The sequence below is a fragment of the Flavobacterium sp. JAS genome (assembly GCF_020991455.1).
GTDB lineage: Bacteria > Bacteroidota > Bacteroidia > Flavobacteriales > Flavobacteriaceae > Flavobacterium.
On record NZ_JAJMOX010000012.1, the window covers coordinates 42235 to 63275 of the forward strand.

The window sequence follows — 21041 nt, forward strand, 5'->3', positions numbered from 1 at the left end:
AAAAAATAAATTAATTATATTCAAATTGGAATTTTGAATTTTAAAAATATTGGAATTTCAAGATTTAATCTTCGGAATCCTGAAAAACAAAGTTGAAACCAAATTGAAATGCTAAACTATTGGCTTTGGAGACGTCTTTATACTCAAAGACATTGTCAACAAGGACATACATATTTAGTTTTCCGAGGGTTCCTGAAAGCCCCAAACCAACGTTTTTATTCGAATATGGATCGATTGTATAAGTGGCTTTGAAATCTAATTTCTCTAAAATACTTCGCTTGTAAAAAGCTGTCAGCGCTACAAAGGGTTCGTTTGGCATTGTCATAGCAAACAACTGTGCGCCAACTGCATTAACATATCTTCCATTAACGCTTCCTTTACAATTACAACCGTCATCAGGTCGGGTTTTTCCAAAAGAATATTGAATTGATGAGTAAAATTTTGTTGGTCGCCAAGTAGTGTATTTATTGTATGATGTGTCACGCGGAATCGCTTTATCAAATTCATCAAAAACATCTTCCGGCTCGTTTGTGGTACTAAAACTTGGATTTGCTCCCTTGTAATTATAAGTCCCTTTGTAAGTTAAGGTTTCTACGTCTTTTGACTGTTTTATAAAACCAACATCAATTATACTGGCTGTAAACTGCAGATTTTCTTTGAAATAATAGGTAATTCCGGCATCAAAACCCAAACCTAAACTTCCGTTAAAAAAAGTATTGTGCGCTATATCACTCGGGACACTGCCTTCGTATTCGTCTTTTGTAAACTTACTAAGCCCGGAAGTTCTTAATTCCAGATTTGAGGAAATTATCTGCTCGTAAAGATTAGGCGTCCCTACACTTTGTCCTGTGTAAATAAATCCTGAATTTCGGGTTGATGTGGCATTGGCTCCACTGGAATAAATCTTGGCTCGTCCCCCCAAAACCAGCTTTTCGCTAACTTTTTTATGAAATCCCACATGAAATACCGAAAGCACTTCGGCTCTAAGATTCAGATCGGCCAGATTGAATGATTTACCTATATATTTTTGATTTCCATCAACAGTTAAAATAGCAAGATCTTTGGGGAAATACATTAAGAAATCAAATTCCTGATACGCTCCAAACGAAATATACGACTGGCTTTCTCGCCCGCCTACTCTAAATCCTCCTGAGAAAATCTCGAGTTGTTGATTGACTTGAGTTTTATCTCTATTGGAAGAATTATTGATTACATTTCGAACTTTATCATTGAAATCTACTCCGTTATTAGCAAACAAATCATAGGCTGAGAAACTACTCGAACCTAAATTTGCCGAAACTCCGGATAAAATTGGGATTCCGAAATAGAATTTATACGAAACATCGGCTCCCGGATTTACTAATGACGATTGCGGGATTGATGTAAAATTATACAACACTTGTTTATTTTGAGCAAAACAGGAAAACTGAAAAGCTACCATTACAATTAGATATACTTTTCTCATTCTATTTCCATATAAACGGTTGCACCTGAGCGAAATTTTAAACTTCCTGTACTACTTGCGTCTAATGGAGGTCCAGGCGCCATTGTAACAATAAAACCGAGTTTAGCTGTTTTTTTTAAAAGATCTAATCTTTGATTTTCGAAAACTTCGGTTGGATATTTTATAATATTTGAAGTACCCGAATAAGCAGGAACCATATAAGAATCGGTTTCAAGTACCTGATCATTGGCATCCAACAACATTATTTGTATTGTAAAAGACCTGATTATAGTGTTTTCAACCTCAAAATTAAGCTCTGCTTTTACCAGATTACCTCTAAAAAACTTGTCTTTGAATGCATTAAATTCGGTTACATCAATATACGGCTGTATACTTCCATCATTAATAAGTTGATTTGCAGGAACATTAAAGTAAGCCAGATTTGCAACAAAAACGGGTTTTAATTTGAGATCGTTAACCTGATCAAAATCTAAATCACTTGAACATGAAAAAAATAAAGGTACCAAAATTAAGATTTTAGAAATCGTGCTGATGAAATTTAATTTCATGACTAAGTTATATTTGGATAATAAATAACGTTATTTTATAATTACATATTATCTGTTTTCATAAGTAAATGTAAGTTTTTTCTAGTGAAATTTACCAAATAATTTTGATGCTTCGTTATAAGCACTTTCAAAACTTAATGAATTTAAACCTGTTGCTTTTTTATTGGCTGTAAAATAAGAAATCAATTTTTCTGTTGGCATATTTCCCGTCAATTTATCAGTTGCCATTGGGCAGCCTCCAAATCCCTGAATAGCACCGTCAAAACGTGTACAGCCTGCATTTGATGCTGCTTCAATTTTTTCGAACCAACTACTTGGTGTGGTATGCAAATGTGCTCCAAACTCGATTTGTGGATATTTGGGAATTAAATTCGAAAAAAGATACGTAATCACTTCCGGTGTTGAACTACCAACTGTATCCGAGAGTGACAATATTTTTACACCCATTCCTGCAAGTTTTTCGGTCCATTCGCCTACGATTTCAACATTCCAAGGATCTCCGTAAGGATTCCCGAAACCCATTGAAAGATAGGTTACGACTTCTTTATTTTTTTTATCGGCAATTTCAAGAATTTCTTCGAGTGTTACCAATGATTCTGCGATGGTTTTATGAGTATTTCTCATCTGAAAATTTTCAGATATAGAGAAAGGAAATCCTAAATATTGAATAGGCTCATGCTCTGCTGCCAATTGTGCTCCTTGTGTATTAGCAATTATAGCAAGCAATTTACTAGTGGTTTGCGAAAGATCTAGTTGTGCCAAAACCTCTGCCGTATCGTGCATTTGCGGAATAGCTTTTGGAGATACAAAACTTCCAAAATCAATGGTATCAAAACCTACACGAAGCAAAGCCTGTATGTATGTGACCTTGTTTTTTGTGGGAATAAAAGTTTTAATGCCTTGCATAGCATCACGTGGACATTCGATAATTTTGATTTCTTTGTTCAAAGCTTATTCTTTTGTAATGGCTAAGTTAGTTTCTTTTTTAAAGAAATAAAAGTTATAATTTTCTTTTAATTTTTGTATCAGTAAAAAAATCAAATACTTAAATTATTACCTAATTACGTAATAAACATAATTATTACCAAAAAACGTAATAATAAAAAATATTACCTATATTTGTAATATTAAGTTTATTTATTTTTAATTATATTTGAATTATTATGACTAGCGTAATTACAGGTGATATAATTGACTCAAGACAACAAAAATCTAAAGATTGGGTTGAAGGCTTGAAGAATATTTTAGCTCGTTTTGGAGAAACACCAAGCCAATGGGAAGTCTACAGAGGTGACGAATTTCAAGTTGAAATTAAAAATCCTGAAGATGCTTTATGGTCTGCTATTTTGATAAAAGCACATTTGAGAGCTATAAAATTAGATGCCAGAATGAGTATTGGTTTTGGAGACAAAACACACGATGCCGAAAAAATATCAGAAAGTAACGGCACTGCTTTTATACATTCGGGAGAGCTTTTTGAAACTTTAAAAAAACAAAAAGTAACTCTTGCCATGCGAACCGGTGATATTGCTATTGATGAGAAATTGAATTTGATGATACAATTGGCTTTGACATTTATGGACAATTGGCTTGCACAATCGGCAGAATTTGTAGCTGTTGCCATAGAAAATCCAACTTTATCACAAGAAGAATTAGGACAAAAATTAGGTGTTAATCAAGCTGCTGTAAGCCGAAGACAAAAACGAGCTCAGTTTGATTTGGTACTGAATTTAGATCGTTATTTTAGAAAACAAATAAAACAACTTACCGCCCCATGATTTTATTTATAAAACTAGTTTTAGCGCATTTACTGGGAGATTTTATCTGGCAGCCTAATTCCTGGGTGGCTGATAAAGAAGCCAAAAAACACAAAAGTATTTACCTCTATCTCCATATACTTCTGCATGGCGTTTTAGCCGCAATTTTGGTTGGAGAAATTCAATTTATCCCTTATGCTATATTGATTGCCGTGACGCACGGAATTATTGATTTAATCAAACTAAATTTTCAGAAAGAAAACACAAAACGCACTTGGTTTGTTGTAGACCAAATGATGCATGTTTTAGTTTTAATTGGGGTTGTGTTTCTTTATAAAGGCGAAACGATAAACTTTCTTTGGTTCAATAATCAATTTTGGATTTTGCTAACGGGAGTTTTATTCATCACAAAACCAACTTCTATTATCATTAAAACGATTATTTCGATCTGGAATCCGGAAACTCAAAACAGCCACGATGACAATTCTCTTGCCAAGGCCGGAAACTACATTGGCGTATTAGAACGTTTGTTTGTATTCTGTTTTATCTTAACAGGACATTTTGAAGCTATCGGATTTTTATTGGCAGCCAAATCTATTTTTAGGTTTGGAGATTTAAAAGAAGCCAAGGACCGAAAACTTACCGAATACGTTTTAATTGGTACTCTGATAAGTTTTGGGACTGCTATTGCAACGGGATTAATCGTGCAGGTTTTGTTATTACAATTGCTGTAAAACTTTTTTGTTGATCGCTTTTATCAAAGCCGGACCTTCATAAATAAAACCGGTATACAATTGCACTAAACTTGCGCCTGCATTTAGTTTTTCGATCGCATCATCTGCAGAATGTATTCCTCCTACTCCAATAATCGGGAATGCTTTGTTGCTTTTTTCCGAAAGAAAACGAATCACTTCAGTCGAACGTTTTGTTAATGGTTTTCCTGATAATCCACCCATTTCAGATTGATTCACAGATTGTAATCCGGCTCTTGAAATCGTTGTGTTGGTTGCAATTACACCCGCAATTTGAGTTGTTTTTACAATATCAATAATATCTAATAATTGCTCGTCTGTAAGATCCGGAGCAATTTTTAAAAGAATTGGTTTTATTTTTTGAGTACTTGTTTTCTGCTTTTCTACATTTCTGTTTTGTAGCGTTTGCAACAAAGCTGTCAGAGGTTCTTTATCTTGTAAAGCTCTTAAATTTGGAGTGTTTGGCGAACTCACATTCACAACAAAATAATCTACATGATCAAACAAAGCATCAAAGCAAATGATATAATCGTCAACCGCATTTTCGTTTGGCGTTACTTTGTTTTTCCCAATATTTCCTCCAATTAAAACACCTGAATTTTTTTTCAAACGCTCTACAGCTTCCAGAACTCCACCATTATTAAAACCCATTCGGTTAATAATCGCCTGATCTTCTTTTAACCGGAATAATCGTTTCTTAGGATTTCCTTCCTGACCTACGGGCGTTACGGTTCCTATTTCTATGAATCCAAAACCAAAATCAGAAAGCTCTTTGTATAGTTTTGCATCTTTATCGAATCCTGCTGCAAGTCCAACCGGATTTTTGAACTTAATTCCGAAAACTTCACGCTCTAAACGACTGTCTTTTACTTCGTAAATCGATTTGATTATTGATGAAACTCCTGGAATTTTTGAAATGAATTTAACAAATGAAAAAGTAAAATAATGTACTTCTTCTGGATCAAACCAAAAAAGTATCGGACGAATTATCAATTTATACATAAGAGTTGTGTTGTTGTTTTTTCGGTTGCAAATTTAATTATAATACTTGTAAATGAATCATTTTTACAAAAAACAAATCATTAGGCCTCTTAAATCAACGTATCTAAATCTAGGAGTCTTATAAAGCACTAAAAATAAAACGATTATAAAATCAAGTTTAGTAATCTTTAAAAACCTTGGCGCATTTATAAATATAATCTCCTACGCAAAAACTAATTTTTAACGTTCCAAATTATAAAATGAAACAACGTCACGGCTTCCAGAAGGCTTTTTAGATCATTTAATACTTATTTTTGAGTTATTGAATGAATGTTAAGAAAATTCTTGTTTCGGAATATTCGGAATTGTTTGATTTTAAATGGAATGCTTATGATAGTTGGGGAATCGGACTAGGAATTGCAAAAAACTTTGGCGGAAATAATCAAGCTGACCAGGAAACAAATTTCATTTACAACAAAGCCTATGCACAGAATCAAAATCATAAATCCTATTATACAATACTGGTTCCTGCCTTTATTTTTTCTTATTGGTTTATCTGTTACTGCGCAGCAAATAAAAGACACTACCAAATTGATTAATATAAGTTATGGCAATAAGGGGATCGAATTGAAAACGAAAGACAATAAGTTTCTTTTTCAATTGCAAAGCCGTTTACAGTTTCGTTTTTCTACCCCAAACGATCAGGATCCATTGACTTATGATGATTATAGCCAGAAAAAGGAAACTACTTTCAAAATCAATCGTGCCAGATTAAAAGTCGGTGGCCATGCTTTTGAACCTTGGCTGAAGTATTATTGGGAATATGAATTGAGCCAATCTAATTTATTGGATTTTAGGCTTATGATTGAAAAATGGAAATGGTTAAGTTTTAAAGTTGGACAATGGAAAGTAGAATACACCAGAGAACGTTTTATAAGTTCAGGCGAACAGCAAACCGTAGACAGATCTTTAATCAATAGGCCTTTTACGGCAGACCGACAAATGGGTGTTGAAGTTTACGGACATCTTAAAGGTAAAGGAATTGCTGATTTTAATTATTGGGCCGCCGCTCTTACCGGAACCGGACGAGGTAATACTACAAATGACGATAATAACTTAATGTATTTTGGGAGGGCTCAGTGGAATTTCTTGGGAAGATTCCTTGATTTTGAAGGCAGTGATATAGAGTTTCATGAAAAACCAACGCCTATTATTGCTTTTTCAGCACTTACAAACCGAAGTCCTTATACCCGATTCTCGCAATCCGGCGGAGGTTCTCTTGAAGGATACGAAAATGGGGCTCCGGGACAATATCGGGTAAATCAATGGAATCTGGAAAGCGCTTTTATGTATCGCGGATTTTCATGGCAAAGCGAGTGGCATACTAAAGATGTTATAGACAAACTAAATAATAACGACACAACAACCTTAAAAGGATACTATGTTCAGGCGGGGTATTTTTTTCATAATGCTTTTGACTGGTGGCCACAACATTTAGAAATGGCAGCAAGACATGCTGCATATCGTCCTGATAATGCAATTAGACAAAATTTGCAAGACGAAACAACGATTGCTTTTAACTGGTTTTTTAAAGGACATAAAAACAAACTTACCTCAGAGTTTAGCTATTTCAGCTTTCAGGATAAGTCTTTACCACTAGAACAAGGGTGGCGATTTAGAGTACAATGGGACATCTCATTATAACAAAAAAAAACACTGAAAAACAGCAAATTACAAAATAAGGTATCGTATTTCTGTGAAAATTATCACTGCAGTATATAGATCTTTTTGAAGTTAAATGTTTTTAACTTTTTATTACTATTCTTATTTTTTTTTAATAATTTTAATGAACATAAAACACTGAAAATGAAAAGCATAAAAAAAACTCTTAGAAAATTAGCACTTATGTGTTTAATGGGATCATTTTTTTTGATTTCAATTGATAGTATCGCACAACGTCATGGTGGAGGTGGCGGCGGGCACAGAGCAGGTGGAGGTGCTGCAAAAGTCAGCAGACCAGGATCTGGTGGTTCAGGAATTAAAAGACCAACTACTTCTACAAGACCCACAACCAATAATAAAGTTACCAGACCATCTACAAATTCAAAAATTGGAGATAAAACAGTCAATAACCGAAATACAAACACTGTAAACAGAAATAACGTTGGCAACAGAAACACCAATATTAGTGGTAATACAGTTAACAGAAATAAAAACAACGTGAACATCAATGTAAACAATAGTGTACATGTTCGCAACAACCGTAACACAGTAGTTAGACCAGGAGTAAGACCTTATGCACGTCCTCCTTACCGTTATGGAGGTTACAGATACAACTGCTACCATCCTTATTATCCACGTCCGTACCACCCATTTTACTGGGGACCAGTTTGGCATCCATGGGGATTTTTCGTAGCAACATTGGCCGTAACAGCAATTGTAGTAAGTGTAGAAAGCACTCAATATCATTATGATCAGGGAGTTTGGTATACCGGAACAAGCGGAGGTTATACAGCTGTACCAGCACCAGTTGGAGGAACCGTAAACAATATCCCAAGCGGGGCAGAAACCGTCAATACCGGAACCGTCAATAATTATTATTACGGAGGAACCTATTATGAAAAAGACGGAAGCTCGTATAAAGTAGTTGCGCCAACCGCAGGAACTCTTGTAGACAACTTACCAGAAGGTGGTGAAGAAGTTACAATAGGAGATGCTAAATATGTGAAATTTGGAGAAACTTATTACCAACCAGTTCAAGTTGACGGAAAAAATAAATACGAAGTTGTTGATGTTCAAGAAGATAAATAAAACTATAGTAACCTTATCAAATAAATAGAATTTGATAAGGTTATTTTTTTAACTTTATCCTTATTTAATAACCTCTACCCGATTAAAATTAACCATAATGAAAAATAAAACGTACTGGATTTTTGCAATACTCACAATCTCCATTATTTCAATTGCTTACGGCTACACAAAATTTATTGTACCAAAAGATAAATTGACCGCAATGGATTGTGCCGAAACTCCAAACGCTTCAGAAGCTTCTTTGTTTAAACCAACAATTGAAAACAAAAACAAACCCACAGGTAAAACTCCTAAAGGAATGGTTTGGATTCCCGGTGGAGAATTCTCTATGGGAAGCAATGTCGAAGACGAAAGTTTATGCAGTATAAAAGGCGTTACAAAAGATGCCACACCAATACACAGAGTTTATGTAGATGGTTTTTATATGGATCAAACCGAAGTTACAAATGACCAATTTGAAGCCTTCGTAAAAGCTACTGGTTATGTAACATTCGCCGAAAAAAAACCAAAACATGAAGATTATCCTGATGCTCCATTAGAAAACCTAATTGCAGGATCGGCTGTGTTTACTCCTACTCCGGCAAACGTAAATCTGAATAACTACATGCAATGGTGGAGTTATGTTGGTGGCGCTGACTGGAGACATCCTGAAGGCCCAACAAGCTCTATAAAAGGAAGAGGCAATTATCCTGTTGTACAAGTTTCTTATGATGATGCCGCTGCTTACGCAAAATGGGCAGGGAAAAGATTACCAACAGAAGCGGAATGGGAATTTGCAGCTCGCGGCGGAAAATCAGGTCAGTTATACGCTTGGGGAAACACTTTAAAACCTAAAGGAAAATTTCAGGCCAATATCTATCAGGGACACTTTCCTATAGAAAAAGGAGATAGCGGTGAAGATGGTTATATTGGCATCGCTCCTACTGCTCAATTTGAACCAAATTCTTATGGACTTTACGATGTTGGCGGAAATGTTTGGGAATGGACAAACGATTGGTACACCGCAGATTATTATTCGGTTATAAGTGAAAACGGACAGGTTGTCAAAAACCCTCAAGGACCTGAATCTTCTTATGATCCGGGAGAACCTAATTTACCTAAAAAAGTACAACGTGGTGGATCATTTTTATGTACAGATCAATATTGTACCCGCTATATGGTTGGTACAAGAGGAAAAGGAGATTACCAATCACCAGCCAATCATATTGGTTTTAGATGTGTACAGCAATAATTTTTTTAGCCACAAATTCCACGAATTAGCACGAATTATTTTAAAACATAAAATCTAATTTCACGAATTAAAATATACTATTCACAACTTATAAATCCAATTTTATGAATGTAAATTCGTGAAATTGGATTTTTTTTAGACACTTAGCAATTAGTGAAAATTAGTGAAATTCGTGGCAAACTTTTTTTCAGAATACCTTCTAATTCGTGGCAAACTTTTCAATCTATATTTTTTCCGATTTCCATAATTTACATCGCTCAAGCGCCTAAATAATTGTTTATATTTGCTAAAAAATAAACAAATGCAACATATTATAGATCGTTTTATCAGTTATGTAACAATTGATACCGAATCAGACCCAAATTCACAAACTACACCAAGTACTGAAAAACAATGGAATCTTGCCAATAAATTAGTCGAAGAACTAAAAACAATCGGTTTAGAAGACGTTACTATAGACGACAAAGCTTACATCATGGCAACTTTGCCAAGCAATGTAGCTCACGAAGTACCAACAATTGGTTTTGTGTCGCATTTTGATACTTCGCCGGATTTTAGCGGAGCAAATGTAAAACCTCAAATCGTTGAAAATTATGACGGAAAAGACATTGTTTTGAACGCTGAGAAAAACATTATTTTGTCTCCTAATTACTTTAAAGATTTATTGCAATATAAAGGACAAACGATCATCACAACTGACGGAACTACTCTATTAGGTGCCGATGATAAAGCAGGAATTACAGAGATTGTTTCAGCAATGGAATATCTTGTTCAGCATCCTGAAATTAAACACGGAAAAATCAGAATTGGTTTTACTCCTGACGAAGAAATTGGTCGTGGGGCACACCATTTTGATGTAGAAAAATTTGGTGCACAATGGGCTTACACAATGGACGGAAGCCAGATTGGTGAATTAGAATATGAAAATTTTAATGCGGCTGGAGCCAAAATTACTTTCAAAGGAAAAAGCGTTCACCCAGGTTATGCTAAAGGAAAAATGATCAATTCAATGTTGATTGCCAACGATTTTATCAACGAACTTCCTAAAGGAGAAACTCCTCAGGAAACTAAAGGTTACGAAGGATTCTTTCACGTTCACCACTTAACCGGAAGCATCGAAGAAACCGTTTTAGAATTAATTATTCGCGATCATAACAAGATTAAATTCGAAAAAAGAAAAGATTTAATTGGGAAAATTACCAAGAAAATCAACAAGAAATACGCTAAACAATTTGGCGAAGATATTGTAACTGCTGTCGTAAAAGACCAGTATTACAATATGAAAGAAAAAGTACTTCCTGTAAAACATATTGTTGATATTGCCGAAAAAGCAATGAGAGAATTAAACATCAAACCAATCATTAAACCTATTCGCGGCGGAACTGATGGCTCTCAATTATCTTTTATGGGATTACCTTGTCCGAATATATTTGCTGGTGGACATAACTTTCACGGAAAATACGAATATGTTCCTGCAGAAAGTATTCAAAAAGCAACTGATGTTATTGTAAAAATTGCAGAATTAACAGCAATTCCAGGCATTTTTGACGCACCTGAAAAACCTAAAAGAAAAAAATAAATTGGAACCGAATTCTGATAAAAAATACCTTTGGAACAGCAACCATTTATGGGAAGAAGAATTACTTCTTCTTAAGTCTATTATTGACAAAACGGAACTGGTTGAAACTATAAAATGGGGCGGCCCGGTTTATGTTTTCAACAACAAAAATGTTATCGGAATTGGTGGTTTTAAAGATTATTTTACGATCTGGTTCTTCAATGGTGTTTTTCTGAAAGATGAGAAAAAGAAACTCGTAAACGCTCAGGAAGACAAAACAAAATCCTTGCGCCAATGGCGTTTTACTTCAAAAGAAGAAGTAAACGAAAAAGAAGTTTTAGCATATATCAATGAAGCAATTGAAAACGAAAAGCAGGGAAAAATCATAAAACCGACTAAAAAAGAAGCAATAGTTTCTGAACTTCTTCAAAAAGAAATGGATCAAAACCCAGCTTTAGCAGAAGCTTTTCAAAAATTCGCTCCATATAAACAATATGAGTTTCTGGAATATATTGAAACTGCCAAACAAGAAAAAACTAAACTAACGAGAATCGAAAAAGTGATTCCGATGATTTTAGAGAATATTGGATTGAATGATAAATATAGGAAGAATTAGAAATTCCAATCTATTAAATTCCAAATTCCAATTCTGGACACAAACCTTTGTCAAAGTTTAAAACTTTGACAAAGGTTTTTTATTACACAAAGCGCGTCATTGCGAGGAACGAAGCAATCTCACGAAGTAACTCGACAAAGATTGAAGAATTACTATACAGAGTTTCTTGCGGAGATCCCTCGTTCCTTGGGATGACATACTTTGGGGTTACTTTATAGTTCACCTCTGCTTTCCTTTGAATAAATTTACTCTTTTTTAAAACTAATCCAAAGTAAAGGCAAAGACACACAATGCGCCTAATTTCAAAACAAAAAAAATCCCAAACTCCAATTATACATTGGAATTTGGAATTTATATTTTATTGGAATTTCTAAAAAAAATTACGCTTTTTTAGCCAAAGCTGCGCTCATTTCCATAGAAATAGCTGAACGTTCGATTTTTAATTTTCCAGACATTGTTTCGATTACTGCACTAGTTTCAGCAAGCTCAACAATTTTACCGTGAAAACCACTTTTTGTAATTATCTTATCACCTACTTTTAGGCCGCTTTCAAATTCTTTTTCGTTTTTTGCTCTTTTTTGTTGTGGTCTGATCATAAAGAAATACAACACGACAAACATTAGTAAATAAGGGGCAAATTTTAATAAATCTTGCATAGTATTCAGTTTTTATTTTTGTTATTAATATTTATGTTTTCTTTGGAATTTGGAATTTAAAAAAATTAGAATTTCTACCCAATTACATTAATCCACGTCCAACTTTAATCATCTTTTTATTAGCAGTAAGCTCTTTAACAAGATTATCTAAAATTCCGTTGATAAAAATACTACTTTTTGGTGTAGAATACTCTTTAGCAATTTCTAAATATTCGTTAAGAGTTACTTTTACTGGAATCGAAGGGAATTTTAAAAATTCGCAAATTGCCATTTTCAAGATAATAGTATCAATCTCAGCAATCCTTTCGCTGTCCCAATTTGGAGTTTTATCATCGTATTCTTTTGCTAAAATAGATTCGTTTAAAACGGTTCTTCTGAACAAGTCTTTAGCAAAATCTTTATCTTCAACATCTTTATACAATTTTGGCACTCTAAAATCGTCAGGATCTTCAGTTTTGATTGCTTTCAATTGTTTGATAATATGTGTATTTACAACCGGAATATCATCAACCCAAGTTAATTTATCGTCTTCTAAATACTCATATAATTTTTCGTTGGGAACAATTACTTCGGCGAACAAATCAATTACAAATTGTCTGTCTTCTTCAAAAGTATTTGTGGTAGTGCTCATGTATTTTACATACAAGTCGCTTGCTTTAATATCATTTAATAGCAAAATGATATAATCATCATTTAAAGACCAGTTGTTGATTTTACGATTTTCTAAAGCAATACTTAGAGAATTACTTTCGGCAAGAAGTTGAAAAATTTTGTTTTTGACAAACTTTTCATTCGGATTACGTTCTGCAGCAGTTGCAAGATGTTTTTTACTTGAAAGGTGTAAAAAAACAGATTCTTTTTTACAAATTTCAATCAATGAAGAAAGCATTATAAGATATAAGTCCTGAATATTATCAATACTGTAAAAAAGAAATTTCTCTTCTTTTTCCATATTATCAGAACCGCTTTGATGCATTGCATAAATGGATTGCATTACTTTAACGCGTATGTGTCTTCTATTTACCACCTTGTAAGAACATTTAAAAATTAGTCTGCAAAAATAAGAATTTAACAGGTGATAATAAAATTTAAAGTGATAAAAAGTATATCAATTTGATAAGTTTTTACAATTAAAAAAGCCTGAAAAATACTTTTATAGATTTTTCAGGCCTTTTATTGTGATTTTGAATATTTTCTGACTTAAAACTAACCTGAATTATCAGGCTTTTTTATAAGAATAACAAATATTATTTTTTGCTGTTTTCAATTTTTCTCAAATCAATACGATTTTGAGCAATTGTAAGAGCAGCTTTATGCGTTGTCATTCCGTTTTTCACAGCATAATCAATAATTTCTAAAGTAGTATTATAGATATTTTCTGTTTTAGACATGATTTCAGCTTTACCATAATGCTCTAATTCAGCATAAACATTGATGATTCCACCAGCGTTGATTAAGAAATCCGGAGCATATAAAATACCTCTTTCCTGTAATCTCTGACCGTGAACATTTTCATCAGCTAATTGATTGTTGGCAGCACCTGCAATAACTTTAGCTTTAATTTTGTTTACTGTATCATCATTAATGATTGCTCCCATTGCACATGGCGCATAGATATCAACATCTGCAGTATACAAATCTTCACCTGTATAAATCGTTGCATTGTATTTTTGAGCTACCTGATATAATTTTTCTTCGTTGATATCAGTAATTGTAACGATCGCTCCTTCTTTAGTCAAATACTCAACCAAAGCTTCACCAACGTGACCAATACCCTGAACCAAAACTTTTTTACCGTCTAAAACATCAGTACCAAACTGACTTTTAGCAGCAGCTTTCATTCCTAAATAAACACCGTAAGCCGTTATTGGAGAAGGATTTCCAGAACCACCTCTTTCTTCAGAGATACCCGTAACATAAGGCGTTACGTCTCTAACAGTGTCCATGTCTTTAGTTTCCATTCCAACATCTTCTGCAGTGATATATCTACCGCCCAAAGAGTGAACAAACTCACCAAACTTACGCATTAACTCAGGAGTTTTTTGCGTTTTTGCATCACCAATAATTACTGCTTTACCACCACCAATATTAAGTCCGGTAATTGCAGATTTGTATGTCATACCTCTTGAAAGACGCAAAACATCGTTTAATGCTTCCCATTCAGTATTATAATTCCACATTCTAGTACCTCCCAAAGCTGGCCCCATAACCGAATTATGAATACCAATAATTGCTTTTAAACCTGTATCTTTGTCATTGCAAAAAACAATTTGTTCGTGATCGTCAAAAGATAATTGACCAAAAACAGGATCCATTTTTTGAAGTTCCTTTCCAGTTGCGAAAGTTGCATCCATAGCGATAGTATTTGTTAGTTAAAATTATGAATTTGTCAAAAAGACTTCTCAAACTTAAATAAAAAATACACATGTGCTAATTTTTTATCTTTAAAATAACAATATAACAATCAATTTGTTCTGACAAAATTATATATTCCATTACTTTTAATTGATAATAATTTACAAAATCAAAACAATTCAACATTGAATCTCTTAAAAAAATGAAAGAATTAAGCTATTTAAACAAATATTTCATCAAATATAAATATAGTTTCTCATTAGGAATTTTAATCACCATAATCGCACAAATCTTCTCTTTATTTACTCCAAAGCTCATTAGCAAGTCTTTAAACGCGATCGAAAGGTTTGATAAACTACCAAAATCAGATCAGACATCGCAGGTGATTATTGATACTTATCGTGAAGGTTTAATTCATAACGTACTGCTAATCATAGCTACTACGATCGTAGCGGGTTTCCTAACATTTTTAATGCGCCAGACTTTAATCGTAATGTCGCGTCATATTGAATTTGATTTGAAAAATGAAGTTTTCAAGCAATACGAAAATCTTTCGCAGAATTTCTACAAACAAAATCGTACTGGAGATTTAATGAACCGTATCAGCGAAGACGTTTCAAAAGTCCGCATGTATGTTGGCCCGGCGGTTATGTACACCATTAATACTTTTATCCGTTTTGCCATTGTTATTATATATATGTATAATGTTTCGCCTTTATTGACCTTATATACGATTTTACCATTGCCAATTCTTTCGTATTGTATTTTCAAACTAAGTTCAGAAATCAATAAACGAAGCACCACTTTCCAACAATACCTATCGAAAGTTTCCAGTTTTACACAAGAAATATTCTCAGGAATCAGAGTTATAAAAGCGTATTCTTTAGAGAATCAACATCAAAATAATATGGTGGCTCTTGCCGAGGAGAGCAAAAAGAAAAGTTTGGATCTTGCTAAAGTACAATCACTATTTGGTCCATTAATGATTGCTTTAATCGGGATTAGTAACTTGGTGGTAATTTATTTTGGAGGTGTTATGTACATCAACGGAACGATTGCCAATATTGGTACAATTGCAGAGTTTATTTTATACGTAAACATGCTTACCTGGCCTGTAGCTTCCTTAGGATGGGTTTCGTCAATGGTTCAGGAGGCCGAAGCTTCTCAGAAACGTTTGAATGAATTCTTGAAAATTGAGCCAGAAATCAAAAATAAAAACGAAAATTACTCGGATATTCAAGGCTCTATTGCTTTCGAAAACGTGAGTTATACTTATGAAGACACTAATATTGAAGCACTAAAAAATGTAACATTCACTGTAAAAAAAGGAGAAACATTAGCAATCCTAGGAAAAACAGGTTCCGGAAAGTCTACAATATTATCATTGATTTCCCGTTTATATGATGTTACGGAAGGAAGAATCACAATTGACCAAAACGAAATAAGTACTTTAAACCTAAATGACTTAAGAAACAACATTGGGATTGTACCTCAGGATGCTTTTTTGTTCTCAGATACCATTAAAAATAACATCAAATTTGGCAATCAAAATGCAACCGATGAAGAAGTAATAGAAGCTGCTAAAAGCGCTGTGGTTCATGACAATATCATTGCTTTTAACAAACAATATGATACCATTTTAGGGGAAAGAGGTATCACACTTTCGGGCGGACAAAAGCAGCGTGTATCTATTGCGCGTGCGATTATTAAAAATCCGGCAATTTTACTTTTCGACGATTGTTTGTCTGCGGTAGATACTGAAACGGAAGAAACGATTTTGAGCAATTTATTTGATATTTGTAAAGATAAAACTACAATAATAGTAAGTCATCGTGTCTCATCTGCTAAGAATGCTGATAAAATAATCATTCTTGAAGACGGCAGGATCATTCAACAAGGCTCTCATAATCAATTAATAAATCAAGAAGGCTATTATTCATCGTTATATTTAAAACAACTTTCGGAAAAAGAATTACTTTAAATGTTGCGTAATAGATAATTTTTTATGATTTTTGAGTACTATTAATTCCAAAAAATGATAGAACGTATTATGAGAGAAAATGACATGTTAGAAAAAGAAGAGATTTTTTCTAAAGTATTACGAGCAGGAAGAAGAACTTATTTCTTTGATGTGAGAGCTACTAAAGCTGACGATTATTATATCACGATTACCGAAAGTAAAAAATTTACTGAAGAAGATGGTTCTTTTCATTTTAAAAAACACAAAATTTACTTGTACAAAGAAGATTTTAGTGCTTTTGCCGAAATACTAGAAGAAATGACTTCATATGTCTTGAACCACAAAGGCGAAGAAGTAATTTCTGAAAGACACCAAAAAGATTTCAAAAAAGAATATGGCTCTGATAAACCTGAGGGTCAAAGAACTAGTTTTACTGATATTGATTTTGACGATATTTAGTCGAAAATAACTTTTTAAAAAGTACAAGTCCAATATGTCCCGCATTTTGGACTTTTTTTATATATTTAAAAATGCAAAAAGGGCTTTTTTAGACAACAATTCTAAAACATAACTACGTTCCTCTAAAAAATTAATCACTAAATAAAATCCACGGCAATGGAAACACAAATTTTAATATTAGCCGGACTAGGAGATTCCGGCGACAAACACTGGCAAACCTTTTGGCATAAAAAATTCGAAAATTCAATTCGTTTGGTTCAGGACAATTGGAACGAACCTATTCGTGAAGAATGGCTAGCAAGATTAAACGAAGAAGTTTCTAAACTCAATCAGCCAACTATTCTGGTTGCACATAGCTTAGCCGTTTCACTCGTATTACATTGGGCTGAAGCTAATACTAACAAAAATATTGTTGGCGCATTACTAGTAGCTCCTGCCGATGTTGATTCACCTCAACATACACCAGAATCTATCAGGAATTTTTCACCAATTCCAACTTCAAAATTACCTTTTCCGTCGATCGTTGTAGCAAGCGAAAATGACCCTTATGCTTCTTTTGAAAGAAAGCAGTTTTTGGCTGAAAAATGGGGAAGTGATTTTGTAAATGTGGGACAGCAAGGACACATTAACTCAGATTCTGATTTAAAATATTGGGAAGAAGGGCAATTGATATTACAGCAACTAATTGAGAAAATAGACCGATAATTTAACCGCAAAGTTCGCAAAGGTTTTACGCAAAGTTCGCAAAATTTAGTAACACAAAGCTTTGCGAACTTTGCTTTTTTTTAAACCCATATTCTAAAACCCTTTGCGAACTTTGCGGTTAAATTTACCAGCACAAGAATTTAAAGATCGTAAAGTTGAAATCTATCCAATTCTCAATCCATTTTCTATTTTAAAATCAGGAGACAATAAAATAACATCTCCCTCCTTGCCTATTGCGCCAAGGACCAAACATTCGCTCATAAATCTTCCGATTTGTTTTTTAGGAAAGTTGACTACCGATATAATTTGTCGGTTTAATAAATCCTCTTTTTTGTAATGTACTGTTATTTGCGCTGATGATTTTCTGATTCCGATTTCGGCACCAAAATCAATTGTAAGCTGATAGGCAGGTTTTCTTGCTTCAGGAAAATCATTTACTTCTATAATGGTTCCGACACGCATATCGGTTCTTTCAAATTCGTTCCAGGTTAAATCCATTTTTTTTATAATAGCTGTTCATTTACAAACCTATAAATTTTGTAATTATTACCACTAATTCTGTAACCGTTTTTTTAATCTAGCTTCTAATTTTACGCAGCAACTCATGACGATAACACTAAAAAAACATACAAAATGAAAAATAGTCTTGCAAATACCGGCACTTCTCTTAAAGATTCTGACTTTGATATTCACCACTTAAATACAGATAAATATATTGAAACGGATAAAAACGTAAAACTTTACATCAAAGACTATGGAAAAGGAAAACCGGTAATTTTGATTCATGGCTGGCCGCTTTCTAATGAAATGTGGGAATATCAAATCGATTTTTTAGTTCAAAATGATTATCGTGTAATTGCTTATGATCGCCGTGGATTTGGCAAATCATCACAGCCTTATGACGGATATGATTATGATACTTTAACCGATGATTTAAAAGAAATTATCGAGCAGCTTCAACTAGAAAATGTAACTCTTATAGGTTTCTCCATGGGCGGCGGAGAGGTTGTTCGCTACTTTAGCCGTTATAGTGGAAAAGGCGTCACAAAAGCAGTTCTAATTTCTTCAATAGTTCCTTTTTTATTGCAAACCAATGATAATCCTGATGGTCATCCAAAAGAAAAAAGCGAAAATACCGCAAATGCAATTAAAACGGACCGTATAGGATTTATGGATAATTTTGGAAAGACTTTCTTCGGAATCAATATCATCAACAGACCATTGAGTAATCCATTATTAGAATATTACAGAACGTTGTGCTCCTTTGCTTCTCCTCGCGCTACTTTAAAATGTGCCGAATCTTTTTCGTTTACCGATTTTAGAACCGACCTGGATTCAATAAAAGTTCCGACTTTAATAATTCATGGCGACGACGATAAAATTGTTCCCATAGAACTTACTTCCAAAAAAGCAGCCAAAGCTATTCGTGAAAACACATACATTGTTTATGAAGGCGCTCCGCATGGCCTATTTTACACTCATAGAGAAAAACTAAATAACGATTTACTAGACTTTTTGAATGCCTAAATAAATCAAAACGTCATAGATTCATTTAACTGATTCAAAACATTTTTTATTTCGCAAATGAATAAATTATAATCTGCAAAAAAACAGAACAATCCAATAAAACAGAACCAAAATAATAAATACTATCGCACCCTTTCTTTTACAGAATTTTAAAGTTATTTTTGAGTAACTAATTTTCTGTAAAAAATGGCACGTACACCTTCAAATATGATTCCGCTTGGAACAATTGCTCCGGGCTTTAAACTAAAAGACACTAATTCTAATAATGAATATTCGTTTGAAGATTTAAGGGGTTCAAAAGGTACACTTGTAATTTTTATTTGTAATCATTGTCCATTTGTGCTTCATGTGATTAGGGAGATTGTAATGATTTCTAATGATTATCGTGTTCAGGGAATTAGTATTATTGCCATTTCGAGTAATGATGTTGTAAAATATCCACAAGATTCTCCTGAGTTAATGACCGAATTTGCTTTTCAGAATAAAATAGATTTCCCGTATTTATTCGACGAAAGTCAGGAAGTTGCCAAAGCTTATGAAGCAGCTTGTACTCCGGATTTTTATTTATTTGACAATCAGGATCGATTATTTTACCGTGGACAGCTTGATGATTCAAGACCCGGAAACGGAATTCCATTAAGCGGAAGTGATTTACGCAATGCAATTGACTCCCTTATTTATAATCGAAATTTAAAAGATCCTCAAAAGCCAAGTATCGGCTGTAGCATCAAATGGAAATAAAGATTCTAGATTTTCCGAAAACTTTTCCTATCTTTGCAGATCAATAAATATTCTCATTGTGAGCACTATAAATATATTTACAGCTATACTTCTGTTGTTTTCTTTAAAAAGAAAACCGCTTACTGCTGCATTTATTTCACATAGTAAGGCCTTTATTAATTAGGCCTCCGTCTATTTCAATTTCTTCTTTCAGGCGGAGGATTTATACCACGATTTAATCATTTCTTTTATTTGAAAGAGTAAATACTCTCTCAAATAATTTCTTGGTTTTTTCAATCAAAAAATTTCCAAAACATAATTATTTTCAAAATTCCAATCTGTATCTGTACAATTTGGAATAGCAATTATGCTTTTATAAGCCTGTAAAGAAATCATACAAACATTGAGATTTAAAATAAATTAATAACAATATAAATTAAAACACTCGTTATGAAACCAACACCCACCTTCTGTAAAACAGATTATCAGTTTTTGAGAGAATTAATCTTAAAAAGTAAAAATTTAACAAATACAAAAGAAGCTAATCAGCTTTCACAAGAATTAGATCGCGCGATTATCAGCAAAGAAAGCGAATTAGACAACTCGATTGTGAGGATCAATTCTTATGTAACTATCGAAGATGTAAAAGCAAACAAACAAATGAAAATTCAAATCGTTTTACCTTCTTTTGCAGATGTAAAACAAAATAAAATTTCAATTCTTGCACCTTTAAGTGTTGCTATTATTGGCTTTAAGGAAAATGATGAAGTTGATTGGGAATTACCGGCTGGAATAAAGACTTTAAAAATAATCGCAGTTAGCAATTCTGCTGAAAGCGTTTCTTAATTTTTTAAACACCTCATTCGTGAAGGTGTTTTTTTATATCCTGTTTTTAAACAAAAAAAAACTATCCAATAAAAATTTACTGAATAGTTCGATT

At 33.4% G+C, this 21041-nt stretch carries 21 protein-coding genes; 13 read left to right on the forward strand and 8 right to left on the reverse strand.

Features of this window, described 5'->3' with window-relative positions; all coding sequences use genetic code 11:
* Positions 1–64 precede the first annotated feature (64 nt).
* The 3 genes from LPB88_RS18250 to LPB88_RS18260 form a co-directional block, all read right to left on the reverse strand.
* Positions 65–1465: a DUF5723 family protein gene (locus tag LPB88_RS18250; RefSeq protein WP_230717078.1), complete on the reverse strand. Its 1401-nt coding sequence runs from the start codon at positions 1463–1465 to the stop codon at positions 65–67.
* Positions 1462–2013 (reverse strand): hypothetical protein, encoded by a 552-nt coding sequence (locus tag LPB88_RS18255; protein WP_230717079.1) that lies wholly within the window; start codon positions 2011–2013, stop codon positions 1462–1464. Before LPB88_RS18255 ends, LPB88_RS18250 begins: the two co-directional genes overlap by 4 nt.
* A gap of 81 nt (positions 2014–2094) precedes the next feature.
* Positions 2095–2961 (reverse strand): hydroxymethylglutaryl-CoA lyase, encoded by an 867-nt coding sequence (locus LPB88_RS18260; protein WP_230717080.1) that lies wholly within the window; start codon positions 2959–2961, stop codon positions 2095–2097.
* Between the two features lie 215 nt (positions 2962–3176).
* Between LPB88_RS18260 and LPB88_RS18265 the strand changes: the two genes are divergently transcribed.
* Together LPB88_RS18265 and LPB88_RS18270 are read left to right on the forward strand one after the other, a co-directional pair.
* Positions 3177–3791, forward strand: a complete 615-nt coding sequence (locus LPB88_RS18265) for a SatD family protein (RefSeq protein ID WP_230717081.1) — start codon at positions 3177–3179, stop codon at positions 3789–3791.
* Positions 3788–4504 (forward strand): DUF3307 domain-containing protein, encoded by a 717-nt coding sequence (locus LPB88_RS18270; RefSeq protein WP_230717082.1) that lies wholly within the window; start codon positions 3788–3790, stop codon positions 4502–4504. Before LPB88_RS18265 ends, LPB88_RS18270 begins: the two co-directional genes overlap by 4 nt.
* Here the strand turns inward: LPB88_RS18270 and LPB88_RS18275 are convergent.
* A complete protein-coding gene (locus LPB88_RS18275; protein WP_230717083.1) occupies positions 4490–5524 on the reverse strand; it encodes a quinone-dependent dihydroorotate dehydrogenase in 1035 nt (344 codons plus the stop codon). The two genes, LPB88_RS18270 and LPB88_RS18275, sit on opposite strands and share 15 nt — an antisense overlap.
* A gap of 462 nt (positions 5525–5986) precedes the next feature.
* Here LPB88_RS18275 and LPB88_RS18280 point away from each other — a divergent pair, with 462 nt between their 5' ends.
* The 5 genes from LPB88_RS18280 to LPB88_RS18300 all read left to right on the forward strand — a co-directional run bounded on the left by LPB88_RS18280 (position 5987) and on the right by LPB88_RS18300 (position 11719).
* On the forward strand, positions 5987–7207 hold the full coding sequence (locus LPB88_RS18280; protein WP_230717084.1) for an OprO/OprP family phosphate-selective porin: 1221 nt from the start codon (positions 5987–5989) through the stop codon (positions 7205–7207).
* A 162-nt stretch (positions 7208–7369) separates the two neighbouring features.
* Positions 7370–8314: a DUF6515 family protein gene (locus tag LPB88_RS18285; RefSeq protein WP_230717085.1), complete on the forward strand. Its 945-nt coding sequence runs from the start codon at positions 7370–7372 to the stop codon at positions 8312–8314.
* A gap of 97 nt (positions 8315–8411) precedes the next feature.
* Positions 8412–9545 (forward strand): formylglycine-generating enzyme family protein, encoded by a 1134-nt coding sequence (locus LPB88_RS18290; protein WP_230717086.1) that lies wholly within the window; start codon positions 8412–8414, stop codon positions 9543–9545.
* A gap of 301 nt (positions 9546–9846) precedes the next feature.
* Positions 9847–11124 carry a peptidase T gene (gene pepT / locus LPB88_RS18295; RefSeq protein WP_230717087.1) on the forward strand — a complete coding sequence of 426 codons (1278 nt, stop codon included), beginning with the start codon at positions 9847–9849 and terminating at the stop codon, positions 11122–11124.
* Between the two features lies 1 nt (position 11125).
* On the forward strand, positions 11126–11719 hold the full coding sequence (locus LPB88_RS18300; RefSeq protein WP_230717088.1) for a YdeI family protein: 594 nt from the start codon (positions 11126–11128) through the stop codon (positions 11717–11719).
* Between the two features lie 380 nt (positions 11720–12099).
* On the opposite strand, the gene yajC is transcribed toward LPB88_RS18300, so the two are convergent.
* The 3 genes from yajC to LPB88_RS18315 all read right to left on the reverse strand — a co-directional run bounded on the left by yajC (position 12100) and on the right by LPB88_RS18315 (position 14729).
* A complete protein-coding gene (yajC, locus tag LPB88_RS18305; RefSeq protein ID WP_089353841.1) occupies positions 12100–12375 on the reverse strand; it encodes a preprotein translocase subunit YajC in 276 nt (91 codons plus the stop codon).
* An 82-nt stretch (positions 12376–12457) separates the two neighbouring features.
* Positions 12458–13369 (reverse strand): transcription antitermination factor NusB, encoded by a 912-nt coding sequence (gene nusB, locus LPB88_RS18310; RefSeq protein WP_230717089.1) that lies wholly within the window; start codon positions 13367–13369, stop codon positions 12458–12460.
* A 253-nt stretch (positions 13370–13622) separates the two neighbouring features.
* Entirely contained in the window at positions 13623–14729 is a 1107-nt protein-coding gene (locus LPB88_RS18315; RefSeq protein WP_305070314.1) for a Glu/Leu/Phe/Val dehydrogenase, read from the reverse strand.
* Positions 14730–14932: 203 nt separating this feature from the next.
* Between LPB88_RS18315 and LPB88_RS18320 the strand changes: the two genes are divergently transcribed.
* From LPB88_RS18320 to LPB88_RS18330, 3 genes are all read left to right on the forward strand, one after another.
* Positions 14933–16711, forward strand: a complete 1779-nt coding sequence (locus tag LPB88_RS18320) for an ABC transporter ATP-binding protein (protein WP_230717091.1) — start codon at positions 14933–14935, stop codon at positions 16709–16711.
* Positions 16712–16780: 69 nt separating this feature from the next.
* A complete protein-coding gene (locus LPB88_RS18325) occupies positions 16781–17149 on the forward strand; it encodes a PUR family DNA/RNA-binding protein (RefSeq protein ID WP_017495419.1) in 369 nt (122 codons plus the stop codon).
* Positions 17150–17305: 156 nt separating this feature from the next.
* Positions 17306–17854 carry an alpha/beta hydrolase gene (locus tag LPB88_RS18330; RefSeq protein ID WP_230717093.1) on the forward strand — a complete coding sequence of 183 codons (549 nt, stop codon included), beginning with the start codon at positions 17306–17308 and terminating at the stop codon, positions 17852–17854.
* Positions 17855–18016: 162 nt separating this feature from the next.
* On the opposite strand, the gene LPB88_RS18335 is transcribed toward LPB88_RS18330, so the two are convergent.
* Positions 18017–18352, reverse strand: coding sequence for a tRNA-binding protein (locus LPB88_RS18335; RefSeq protein ID WP_230717095.1), 336 nt, complete (start codon positions 18350–18352; stop codon positions 18017–18019).
* A 135-nt stretch (positions 18353–18487) separates the two neighbouring features.
* Here LPB88_RS18335 and LPB88_RS18340 point away from each other — a divergent pair, with 135 nt between their 5' ends.
* The 3 genes from LPB88_RS18340 to LPB88_RS18350 all read left to right on the forward strand — a co-directional run bounded on the left by LPB88_RS18340 (position 18488) and on the right by LPB88_RS18350 (position 20947).
* Positions 18488–19381, forward strand: coding sequence for an alpha/beta fold hydrolase (locus LPB88_RS18340; RefSeq protein WP_230717096.1), 894 nt, complete (start codon positions 18488–18490; stop codon positions 19379–19381).
* A gap of 186 nt (positions 19382–19567) precedes the next feature.
* Complete coding sequence (locus LPB88_RS18345) at positions 19568–20122, forward strand: thioredoxin family protein (protein WP_230717098.1); 555 nt, start codon at positions 19568–19570, stop codon at positions 20120–20122.
* A 429-nt stretch (positions 20123–20551) separates the two neighbouring features.
* On the forward strand, positions 20552–20947 hold the full coding sequence (locus LPB88_RS18350) for a GreA/GreB family elongation factor (RefSeq protein ID WP_230717099.1): 396 nt from the start codon (positions 20552–20554) through the stop codon (positions 20945–20947).
* The last annotated feature ends 94 nt before the right edge of the window (positions 20948–21041 follow it).